This window comes from Streptomyces sp. 8K308 (genome assembly GCF_004348315.1).
Lineage (GTDB): Bacteria > Actinomycetota > Actinomycetes > Streptomycetales > Streptomycetaceae > Streptomyces.
Genome location: NZ_SMKC01000243.1, coordinates 1 through 11,096 on the forward strand (window position 1 = coordinate 1; position 11,096 = coordinate 11,096).

Genomic DNA, 11,096 nt, shown 5'->3' on the forward strand with positions numbered 1-11,096 from the left:
CGCCCGCCCAGACCGCCCGCCGCCCCTGTCACCGCGATCCGCATCGCCGCTCCCCGTCGCTTCGCCAGTGGTTGACCGCCACGGTAACCGGCGCTCGCGGAGGCCACGGGATCCGTCGCGCCCGAGACGGCCCGAACGGGCTCGCCGATGCAGCCGGAGGTACCGTCAACCGCGCCGCGGACTGGGCCGGCGCGGGAGCTCAGTGCGCCACCCTCCACAGAAGGCCGTCCGGATCGGCGGTCGTGTCGTGCACGCTCACCCGTACAGATGACGCATGGGTCACCCGCGGCGGTCTCGCCCTCACGCCAGGGGGTATACGCTGCTCAGAGGCTCTGTCCGCATTGCGTCGAAAGGTAGTGGAGTCCGCGATGAGCGGTGAACCTCCCAGTCGCATGCCGCACGGTGCCGCCCACACCGGGGCCTAGCAGGGACCAGGGGGCGCCAGCGGCATGCCGCGTGTCACGTCACTTTTCCCGATCTCCCCGCCCCCGAAGGGTCCCTCACCCATGTCTGAGCGTCGTCTGCGCGGCCTGCGCGCGTTCACCCCTTCCAAGCCCGCCAAGCGTTCCGCCCCGACGTCTCCCACGGACGGTCAATCCTCTCCTCAGCCACCGCCGGCACCGGGCGAGCGTGAGAGCAGTGTGATCACCGCGGCGCTCTACAAGAAGGGCCGGCGCAGCAGCACCCACGCCTCGCTGGTGGAGACCTTCAGGGAGCTGCGCAGGCACCCGGGCGGTATGGCGTGGATCGGCCTGTACCGTCCGGACCCGGCGGAGCTGCACTCCCTCGCGGCGGAGTTCGACCTGCACCCGTTGGCGGTCGAGGACGCGCTGGAGGCGCATCAGCGGCCGAAGCTGGAGCGCTACGGCGACACCCTGTTCGTCGTGTTGCGCGCGGCGCGGTACATGGACGCCGCGGAGGAGGTCGACTTCGGCGAGCTGCACGTGTTCGTCGGCCCGGACTTCGTCATCACCGTCCGCCACGGCGCCGCTCCTGACCTGGCCGTCGTCCGCGCCCGGATGGAGGACACCCCCGACCTCCTGGGGCGCGGGCCGGAGGCGGTGCTGTACGCGATCATGGACGCGGTCGTCGACGGCTACGCGCCGGTCGTCGCCGGCGTGCAGAACGACATCGACGAGATCGAGACCGAGGTCTTCAGCAACGCCCCCGGGGTCTCGCGCCGCATCTACGAGCTGTCCCGCGAGGTGGTGGAGTTCCAGCGCGCCACCCGCCCGTTGGCGGGAATCGTTGGCGGTCTTTCGGCCGGGTTCGAGAAGTACAAGATCGACGAGGAACTGCGTCGCTACCTGCGCGACGTCGCCGACCACGCCACGCACGTCACCGAACGCGTCGAGGGGTTCAAGCAGGCCCTGCAGGACATCCTCACCGTGAACGCCACTGTGGTCACCCAGCAGCAGAACGAGGAGATGAAGGCCCTGGCGGAGGCCAGCCACGCGCAGAACGAGGAGATCAAGAAGATCTCCTCCTGGGCCGCCATCCTCTTCGCCCCCACCCTGGTCGGCACCATCTACGGCATGAACTTCGACCACATGCCCGAACTGAACTGGCTGTTGGGCTATCCGTTCGCCCTGCTGCTGATGGGCGTGGTGTGCGCCAGCCTCTATGTCGTCTTCAAGCGCCGCGACTGGCTCTGACCCCGGAAGGCCCCGGCCCGGCCGGGTGAGGCGAGATCACGACGGGAGCCGGCTCTGCGTACGCTGCTCGGGGCAGGCGGAGTCGGAAAGCCGTGGGGAGGGGGCTGGTCCATGACGGGGCGCGACGAGGGCGCGGCTGACCGCGGTGGGGAACTGCCGGCGGCGGTGGTCGACTGTGCCCTGTACGAGGACGGCGAGCGGGCCCCAGGCCGGGTGGGTCTTGACGGGATCCTGAAGCGGATAGGCGAAGGCGGGGGCCGGTTCGTGTGGATCGGCCTGTACGAGCCGACCGCCGAGCAGATCCAGCAGGTCGCCGACGCGTTCAACCTGCACCCGCTGGCGGTCGAGGACGCCGTCCATGCCCACCAGCGGCCGAAGCTTGAGTGCTACGGCGACGTCCTCGTCCTCGTGCTCAAGACGATCGTTCACGTCGACCACGAGCAGGTCATCGCCACCAGTGAGATCGTCGACACCGGCGAGATCATGCTCTTCGCCGGCCCTGGCTTCGCCATCACCGTCCGCCACGGCAGCGCCCCGCCCCTGGACGGGGTGCGCCGCCGGCTGGAGGCCGACTCCGACCGACTGGGCCACGGCCCCACCACGGTCGTGCATGCCGTCGCCGACCTGGTCGTCGACCGCTACCTGGAGGTCGCCGACGCCTTTCAGAACGACATCGAGAACCTCGAGGCCGAGGTGTTCTCGCCCGACCGGTCCGTCGATGCCGCCCGCATCTACCAGCTCAAACGCGAGCTTCTCGAATTCCGGCGAGCCGTCGCCCCGCTCACCGGCCCGTTGCGGCGCCTGGCCTCCGGCACGGTCGCGGACATCCCCACCCGGGTCACCGCCTACCTGCGCGACGTCGCCGACCACCACCAGCGCGCCGTCGAGACGATCAGCGGCTTCGACGAGCTCGTCACGGGCATGCTCAACGCCAGCATCGCCCAGCTCAGCCTCCAGCAGAACGCCGACATGCGCCGCATCAGCGCCATGGCCGCGCTCATCGCCGTCCCCACCATGATCGTCGGCGTTTACGGGATGAACTTCGACCACATGCCCGAACTGACCTGGCGCTACGGCTACCCAGCCGTCCTCGCCGTCATCGTGATCACGTGCACCGTCATCTACCGGGCTCTCCGCCGTAACCGGTGGCTCTGAGCGACCTGCGACAGCGCTCACCCGTGGCTTCGTGATCGCGTCGGCGAGTGTCGGCAGACGTTTACCGACACTCGGGTGGTCTCAGGGATCCACCGGGCCGTCCGGCGCGGTCACCGACCCGGCTCGGCCGTGGAAGCGGGAGATCTGGCACAGAGCCTCCGGTCGCAGGAACCTGCCGTCGGGCTGCGGGCGGTGAGGGCACCGCACCGGCCGCCCGAGCAGGCGCCCATCCCCGCCCTGCGCAAGCCCTCTACACATCCTGTGCCCGCTCGATGACCCCGCGGCGGACCGACCACGAAGATCCGCCATGCCGCTGTCGGCCGCTGGCGTTCCAACGCGACCATCGGCTGCGTCGGAGAAGCCGGGGCGGCAGGCCACGGGCCTTTGACCCGGAGACGTAAAGGCGGCGGCGCACCGTCGAACGGCCGTCAACTGCCTGAGGGCAACGGCCTGGCCTCGCCACCAACGAGGCTACGTCCTGGCGATCTCTTGCCGGAGTTGCTGGGTGAAGCGGCGAAGCAGCTCCACCGTCTCCCTGTGCTCGGCCCTGCGGTCCTCCCTGCCCTCGGAAGGCCGGGAGGTCCAGACCCGACGCGCGAGAGCGTTGGCGAGATCGACGGTGTCGTCGGCGCACAGGAGGAAGAGGGCTGACCGGGCTTCCTGCATCCGGCCCGCCAGCTCGTTTCCGCCGGCGCCGTCGTCACTCAGCCGTGTTTCGCGGAGGTAGTCGATGAGCTGAACGACGGCCGCGTTGAAGGCGACCCCGGCCTTCAGCTTCTGTTCACGCAGCCACATGCGATCCTGCCGGCGTGTGGTGAACCAGGAGCCGAACATGACCCCTATGAGGCCGATGCCGGCCCCGATGGCCACGGACAGGACGTTCTCCACGCTCAGCTCCCCCCGACACACGACTGACAGCAGGCTACTGAAGCCACGGCTGTGCGCGGCACCCACGCGCGGGTCCACGTCAGCAGGACATCGTGGCAGACAGCGTCGGAGGAGGCCGGGGCGACCATGACGTCGACGTCGACGTCGTCGTGGCGGGCCTGTCGGCGATGGTCGACCGCGCACGGGTCTACGTGGCCTACCCCGACGAGGCGCAGGCCGCCGTCTCCGCTCGCCATGCCGAAGTCCTGTTGGGCCGCTTCGAGAAGGAGGCCGCCCACCTCCGTGAAGCGACGCACCCGCAGGTTATGGCGCGCGTCTTCGCGATGTCCGCGGTCGTGATCGGCTCGAAGCTCGCCTTCGACATCGCCAAGCTGAACACCCGCAACGGTGGCCGGCACGGCTACCGTCAGCCGGACGGGTGGGTGTTCCCGGACGTCGATCTCACGCTCATCGACCGGGCGAGTCAGCGAACTCTGCTGGTCGAGGAGGCTGGCGAGGAGCGCCGGCCGGGCCGGACGATCGACGCGCTGACCGTCATGGAGCTGATCGGCGATTCGTGGTGGACCGGATCATCCGGTGCGCTCGGTGACGAGCCAAGCCGGAGCCAGTTCGCGGCGCTCGGCAAGGACGTGGTCCGGGTCCGGCCGAACCACCCGCGGATCGCCGAGGATCACGACGCGGATTTCGACACGGCGGATCAGGCCTGGAGCTTCGCCGAGGAGCTTGTCGAAGCGGCCCACGGCTTCCCCGTACTGGTCGAGGCGACGTCCACGCCGGACGCCGTGGCCTTCTCCGCACGGCTGCGAGGGGCGGGCATCGAGCACGAGCTGCTGACCGCGGACCATGTCGACCGCGCCTCCGGCGTCTTCGCCGACGCGGGGCGCCGGGGAGCGGTCACCGTGACCAGCGTGCGGCTTCGAGGCCAGGACGTCGAACTGGACGGTGATCTCAACGTGGAGGGCGGCGGCCTGCGAACGATCATCCTGGGCCCGCTGCCCTCGCTTCGCGACGAGAACCACGCCCGGGCCGTGTGCGGTCGTCGAGGCGATCACGGCGAGACCTGGGTCCTTCGACATCCACGGGAAACACCTGTATCAGGCCACCGCGAGCCGGACGTCATCATCACGCGGCCAGAGGGCGCCCCGGCGCCGCTGATCGCCTCGCCCCACTGGCGGCCGCCGGCCAGCGGCACGGTGGGAGGGGCGCAGCTCAGTGGGGTATGGCGAGGGGAGGGCGATCAGGGCCGGTGGGGCACGGCGGCTCCGCCGGTGATCCTGTCGAGGTCGTGGGTGGCCTTGGCGAGGAGGTCGAGCATGGCGAGCTCCGCGCGGGCGGGGTCCTGGTCGCGGATCGCGTCGAGGACGGCCCGGTGGCTGGGGACGGGGTCGTTGGCCTGATCGTGGGAGTGGACGACCCGGTCGCGTTCGCGCAGCCCGGGCTCGAGGAGGAGGTCCATGCGCGCGAGCATCTCGTTGCCGGTGGCGGAGAGCAGCGCGCGGTGGAACGCGGCGTCCGCCTCGGCGGCATCCGCGGAGGAACGCGCGTGGGCGCGGGCCATCGCGTCGAGCGCGGTCTCCAGTGCTCGCAGGTCGTCCGCTGTCCGGTTGAGGGCCGCGCGGTGGGCGGCGGCCGGCTCGACGATCGCGCGTACCTCGGCGAGGTCACGCATGAGGCGCTGTCCGGCGCCACTCTCGACCTGCCAACGGATGATGTCCGCGTCGAGCAGGTTCCAGTCGCGGCGCTCCCTGACGAAGGTGCCGCGCTTCTGGCGCGCGTCTATCAGCCCCTTGCCGGCGAGAACCTTCATGGACTCGCGCATCACGGTGAGGCTCACGTCGAGCTCCTCCCCGAGGGCGCGCATGTCGAGGGTGGCCCCCTCGGGCACCTCACCGCCGACGATGCGCAGGCCGAGGACGTGGACGACCTGCCCGTGGACGCCTCTGCCGGTGTACGACGCCATGGCGGGTCTCTCCTCGGGTTCTGCGCGGGCTCCGGATGTGAAGGCCTGGTACCCCCAGACTAGCAGTAGGCATTAATTATGAATACATCTTGACGCTGTTCGGGGCTCCCCCGATGAAGGGTGTAGATGACGGTCTGTTCCATCGCCGGGTCGGAGTTGCGGTCAGCCGCTCGTCGACCAGTTCCGTGCGGGTGCAGCCGGGATTGGCGCGGGCGCCGGCAGGCTCAGTTCCGGGAGGTCGGTGCCGGTCGCGGCCCGGAGCGGTACGGGCCCGCTGATCGTGCTGCATTGTCGACTCGCCGACCCGGATCACGGTGAAGCCCGCCGCGACCATCGGGTCGAGGTCGCGCTCGTGTCGCTCGTAGGGCTGGTACTCGTGGTAGTAGCTGGCGCCGATGAGCACGCGGTTCTCCTGTGTGACCGGGCGTGTGGCCGACGTCCGTGGCCCCTTGGGGCGGAGCCGCGCCGCACCACACCGAGCTGTTTTAGTAAAGTATGAATTATTGCTTAGTCGAGGGATGCGGGCTGGCGCAAGGGGTTCTCTATTAAGAAATTATGATTTAACTTGCCTTCATCGTTGACACCGGCCGGCCGGACGGCCCGACCCAGGGCCCGGCGCCGAGGCAAGGAGACCGATGGTGTACACGTTGACCCTGCGCCCACCCAGGGAGCCGCTCGCCGGCCATCTCAGGATGGGCGAGCCCGAAGGGCAAGCAGATCGGATCGTCGCGACCAGCACCCATCTGTCGCGTGGCGGGCGCCCCTGGTTTCCGGTGATGGGCGAGATGCACTTCACCCGCTACCCCCGGGCCGACTGGCCGGAGCGACTGCTCAGCATGCGGGCCGGGGGGATCGACACCGTCGCGACCTACCTGTTCTGGCACCACCACGAGGAACGCCGGGGTGAGTTCCGGTTCGACGGCAACCGCGACGTCCGGGCCTTCGTCGAGTTGGCCGCCGCCTGTGGCCTGGACGCCGTGGTGCGGATCGGCCCCTGGTCGCACGGCGAGGCCCGCTACGGCGGCTTCCCGGAGTGGGTTCAGCACTCGGGCACCCGAACCCGCACCGACGAGCCCGCCTACCTCGACCTCGTCCGGCCCTACTACGCGCGGATCGGCGCCGAGCTCGACGGGCTGTACCACGCGCAGGGCGGGCCGATCGTCGCCGTCCAGGTCGAGAACGAGCTGTACGACCAGCCCGAGCACCTGCGCACCCTCAAGCGGATGGCCCAGGAGGCGGGGATCACCCCGGCGCTGTGGACCGCGACGGCCTGGGGCGGCGCGGACCTGCCCGCCGACGAGTTCCTGCCGCTCTACGCGGGGTATGCCGAGGCGCCGTGGGACGACGCCCACCCGGGATGGGCCCGGCACAACGGGCGGCACTTCTTCTTCACCCCCCTGCGCGACGACCACACCGTGGGTGCTGATTTGCGCCCCCTGCCCAGCGCGGGCAAGGGCCCGGAACTCGACCGCTACCCGTACGCGACCTGTGAGCTCGGCGGCGGCGTCCAGGTGACGTACCACCGCCGCCCCCTCGTCCCGCCGGACGACGTGGCGGCGTTGGCGCTCACCAAGATCGGTTCCGGATCGACCTGGCAGGGCTACTACATGTACCAGGGCGGCTCCCACGTCACCGACGCCGCGACCCCCATGCAGGAGTCGATCGACACCGGCTACCCCAACGACCTGCCGGTCATCAGCTACGACTTCCAGGCGCCCCTCGGGGAGTACGGTCAGGTCCGCCCCAGCTACGAGCTACTCCGGCTGCAGCACCACCTGCTCGCGGCGGCGGGCGAGCGACTGGCCCCGATGGGGCTCGTCGAACCGGTCGAGGGCCCCCGGGACCTCGACGACCGGGAGACGCTGCGCTGGGCCGTGCGCACCGACGGCACGTCAGGGATGCTGTTCGTCAACACGCACCAGCCCGCCGGGGAGACACCGGCGGCGCACAGCGCCGTCCGGTTCCGGCTCGACGGTCCTGAAGGACCGCTCGAACTGCCCGTCGATCCCGTCGACATACCCTCCGGCGCCTACTTCGCCTGGCCCTTCCGCTGGCCGCTGCCCGGCGCGGCGACCCTGGAGTCGGCCACGGCCCAACTCGTCACGGTCCTGGACGACGACCTGGTCGTGCTGAGCCGCACCGCCGGCATCCCGGTCGAGCTGGTTCTCACCGGCGTCGACCCGGCATCGGTCGAGGGGCCCGGCGTCATCGTGGACGACCTCGGCGCCGGCCGCACCCGGATCCGGGTGCCGCACCCAGGACCGGACGCGCTCATCCGCCTGGACGCGCTGCGACTGCTGGTCCTCGACGAGCACACCGCCCGCCACACCACGATCGGAGAGCTGTGGGCAGCCCGCCGGCTGCTCGTCGGAGACGGCATCCACGTCGTGCCCGACGGGCAGCGACTGCACGTCGAGAGCGGCCCCGCCGGCGGCACGCTGCTCGTCCATCCCGCACCGACCGGCACCGTCGCCCTGGCGCCCTCGCCGCTGGGGCTGCGAGCGACCGGGGGGAGGGGGATCTTCGCCCGCTTCGAGATCGACGCACCCGCGGTCGTGCCGGAGGTCGAGCTCGTCGAACTCGCCGCCGCCAAGGGGCCGGCGCCACAGCGGATCGGCGGTCCGCTGAAGCGCGCGGCCGCTCCCACCGCCGACGACTACGCCCTCGCCGCCGCCCACCGCGTCGAGTTCGACCGTGCGGCCCTCACCACGGCCCACCGACTGCTGCTGCGGCTCGACTGGGTCGGTGACGCGGCCCGCGCCGAGATCGACGGCACCCTGGTGGCCGACCAGTACTGGAACGGATCCCCCTGGGAGATCGACCTCACCCGGCACCGAGCGGCCCTGGAGGATGGCGCCGAGTTGATCCTGCGGCTGCTCCCGTTCGATCCCACCGCGAAGATCCACGTGCCCGACCACCTGCGCCCGACCGAGGTCACCCTGCGTCTTGAGGAAGCCAGGCTGGTCCCCGTCCACCGCGCCACCGTCGAAATCGGTGCGCCGTGAGCGGGCTGAGTCGACGCCGATTCCTCGCCGTGCTGGGCGGGATGGGGGCGCTGGCCACCGGGTGCGCGACCGCGACCCCCGCCGAGCCGGTGACGGACGGCGCGGTCGGTCTCAGGCTGTGGACCCACGACCCGAGCTACACCGCGACGTTCCAGGCCGCCCTGAGCGACCGGAGCATCATGCGCGGGTCGGCGTACGCGCCCTCCCTCGAGGTCACCGCCGCCTCGGGCTCCGACCTGCTGACGCGCACCATCACCCAGTTCATGGCCGACGGCTCCCCGCCCGACCTGCTCGGCATCATCATCTCCGAGTTCCCCCGGGTGATGAAGGGGGACCTCGCCGAGTCCCTGTTCCTGGACCTCTCGGAGATCGCCGAGCCGTTCGGCGACGACCTGCTGCGCCGCGGGCCCTACAGCCTGAACGGACGCCTGTACGGCCTGGACTCCGACACGGCGATCTCGGTCTTCTACTACCGGCCGGACGAGTTCGACCAGGCCGGGCTTCCGACGGACGCGGCCACCTGGGACGAGATGTTGGAGATCGGAGGCCGGCTCAACCAGGCCACCGGCAAGTCGATCGGCATGGTCTCCAACGGCGACAACACCTCGCTGTACAACACCTATCTGCAGCTGCTGGTGCAGCGCGGCGGCAGCCCGTTCGACGCCGAGGGCAACCTCACCATCGACACCGACGAGTCCGCCGAGGCGCTGGACATCATCCAACGGGGCGTCGCCAACGGCTCGTTCATGGTCGTCGGGGATCCCTACGGCGCGGCGGCGGCCGCCGCCATCAAGTCAGGACTGCTCGTCGCCGTGACCATGCCGTCGTGGTACCGGGTCTACGGCCTTGAGGCCAACGCCCCGGAACAGGCCGGGCAGTGGCGGCTGCGGACGCTGCCGCGCTTCAGCGGCGGCGGCCACATCGCGTCCGCCCTCGGCGGCACGGGCTTCACCGTGTCCGCGGTGAACCCAGGACGCGAGGCCGCGCTCGACCTGCTGCGCAGGGTCTTCCTCACCCCCGAGGGCCAACTGCTCCGCTTCCAGACCGGCGGGTTCCTGCCCACCCTTCGTTCGCTCTACACCGCGCCCGAGTTCACGTCCCACCGCGACGAGTTCCTCGGCGGCCAGCAGTCCTTCCCGGAGTACGCCCGAGCGGCCGAGGACATGCCGGAGTTCTTCCTGTCGGAGAACAACGAGGCGCTGGTGGTGGCGATGGGCGCGCAGATGCTGGGCCTCTACGACGGCGATCTGACCCCCGCCCAAGTGATCAGAGAGGCCACGGATTCCTACCGCCGACAGGTGAGGTCCTGATGAGCGTGATCGACACCTCCGACACGAGGGTCGCCCCGGCGGCGGTCCCACCCCCCGCCGGACAACGCGCCTCACGCGCCCGGACGTGGGCGCCGTACCTCTTCATCTCCCCGTTCTACGTCCTGTTCCTGCTCTTCATGGTCGTCCCGGTCACCATCGGCGCCTTCCTTTCCATGACCAGCTGGGCGGGCGTCGGAACCCCGGAATGGGTGGGGCTCGAGAACTACGCCCGACTGTTCGACGACTCGAGCTTCTACACCGCCGTCTCCAACACGACCGTGTTCACCGTCGGCACGATGTGCGTCGTCCTGCCGCTGTCGCTGATGATCGCCCTCGCGCTCGACGCCCGCGGGCTCAGGTTCCGGGACTTCTTCCGCACCGTCTTCTTCCTGCCGGTGGTCGTGTCCCCGATCGTCGTCGCGCTGGTCTTCGGCCTGTTCTTCGACCAGCAGTTCGGCCTCGTCAACGGCCTCACCCAGGCCACCCTCGGCAGTCCCGGCATCGAATGGCTGACCTCACCGCTCTGGGCGAAGGTCGTGGTGATCATCCTCGTGCTGTGGCGCTGGACCGGCTACCTGACCATGTTCTTCCTCGCCGGCCTGCAGAACGTGTCCCGCGAGCTGCACGAGGCCGCCCAGATCGACGGGGCGGGCCCGATCCGCGGCTTCTGGAGCGTCACCCTCCCGCAGCTGCGCCCGGTGACCGCGTTCATCGGCGTCACCGTCCTGGTGTCCACCGCGCAGATCTTCGAGGAGCCCTTCCTGCTGACCCAGGGCGGTCCTGGCGAGTCCACCATGTCCGTGGCCCAGTTCATCTACCGCGCCGCCTTCCAGCGTCAGGAGCTCGGCTACGCCTCGGCCGCCGGCGTGGTCATGTTCGTCGCGGTCTTTCTCCTGGGGCGGATCGCGATCCGAGTGTTCGGAGCGGGAGAGAACCGATGACCACAACCGCCGCCCCGCCCACCACGTCGGTACGGAACCGGCGAGGGGCCAACCGTTCGCGCCCGGCCCGCCCCGGTCGCGTCGTGCTCTACGCCGGACTCGTCCTGGCGTCGGCGTTCTGGCTGTTCCCCCTGGCGTGGGCCCTGTTCTCGTCCGTCAAGCAACGCAGCGACATCTTCGCC

The 11,096-nt window shown here is 70.3% G+C and carries 10 protein-coding genes and 1 pseudogene; 6 read left to right on the forward strand and 5 right to left on the reverse strand.

What is annotated here, in order from left to right; all coding sequences use genetic code 11:
• Positions 1-506: 506 nt before the first annotated feature.
• Positions 507-1,655 carry a magnesium and cobalt transport protein CorA gene (locus E1265_RS26170; RefSeq protein WP_132933470.1) on the forward strand — a complete coding sequence of 383 codons (1,149 nt, stop codon included), beginning with the start codon at positions 507-509 and terminating at the stop codon, positions 1,653-1,655.
• A gap of 111 nt (positions 1,656-1,766) precedes the next feature.
• Positions 1,767-2,810 carry a magnesium and cobalt transport protein CorA gene (locus tag E1265_RS26175; RefSeq protein WP_132933471.1) on the forward strand — a complete coding sequence of 348 codons (1,044 nt, stop codon included), beginning with the start codon at positions 1,767-1,769 and terminating at the stop codon, positions 2,808-2,810.
• Positions 2,811-3,281: 471 nt separating this feature from the next.
• Here E1265_RS26175 and E1265_RS26180 read toward each other — a convergent pair whose 3' ends face one another.
• From E1265_RS26180 to E1265_RS26200, 5 genes are all read right to left on the reverse strand, one after another.
• Positions 3,282-3,698, reverse strand: coding sequence for a hypothetical protein (locus tag E1265_RS26180; protein ID WP_132933472.1), 417 nt, complete (start codon positions 3,696-3,698; stop codon positions 3,282-3,284).
• Positions 3,699-3,700: 2 nt separating this feature from the next.
• Positions 3,701-4,096 carry a hypothetical protein gene (locus E1265_RS26185; protein WP_132933473.1) on the reverse strand — a complete coding sequence of 132 codons (396 nt, stop codon included), beginning with the start codon at positions 4,094-4,096 and terminating at the stop codon, positions 3,701-3,703.
• Between the two features lie 171 nt (positions 4,097-4,267).
• Positions 4,268-4,750, reverse strand: a complete 483-nt coding sequence (locus E1265_RS26190; RefSeq protein WP_165953881.1) for a hypothetical protein — start codon at positions 4,748-4,750, stop codon at positions 4,268-4,270.
• Between the two features lie 185 nt (positions 4,751-4,935).
• Complete coding sequence (locus E1265_RS26195; protein ID WP_132933475.1) at positions 4,936-5,658, reverse strand: FCD domain-containing protein; 723 nt, start codon at positions 5,656-5,658, stop codon at positions 4,936-4,938.
• A gap of 76 nt (positions 5,659-5,734) precedes the next feature.
• Complete coding sequence (locus E1265_RS26200; RefSeq protein WP_132933476.1) at positions 5,735-6,061, reverse strand: hypothetical protein; 327 nt, start codon at positions 6,059-6,061, stop codon at positions 5,735-5,737.
• Between the two features lie 232 nt (positions 6,062-6,293).
• Between E1265_RS26200 and E1265_RS26205 the strand changes: the two genes are divergently transcribed.
• The 4 genes and pseudogenes from E1265_RS26205 to E1265_RS26220 form a co-directional block, all read left to right on the forward strand.
• The gene (locus tag E1265_RS26205) at positions 6,294-8,663 is read left to right on the forward strand and encodes a beta-galactosidase (protein WP_243741117.1); all 2,370 of its coding nucleotides are present in this window, start codon (positions 6,294-6,296) and stop codon (positions 8,661-8,663) included.
• On the forward strand, positions 8,660-9,973 hold the full coding sequence (locus tag E1265_RS26210) for an ABC transporter substrate-binding protein (protein WP_132933477.1): 1,314 nt from the start codon (positions 8,660-8,662) through the stop codon (positions 9,971-9,973). Before E1265_RS26205 ends, E1265_RS26210 begins: the two co-directional genes overlap by 4 nt.
• Entirely contained in the window at positions 9,973-10,914 is a 942-nt protein-coding gene (locus E1265_RS26215; protein ID WP_132933478.1) for a sugar ABC transporter permease, read from the forward strand. The genes E1265_RS26210 and E1265_RS26215 overlap by 1 nt, the downstream gene beginning before the upstream one ends.
• Positions 10,911-11,096 (forward strand): annotated as a pseudogene (locus E1265_RS26220) (hypothetical protein); the annotation flags it as partial. The gene E1265_RS26215 and the pseudogene E1265_RS26220, both read left to right, overlap by 4 nt.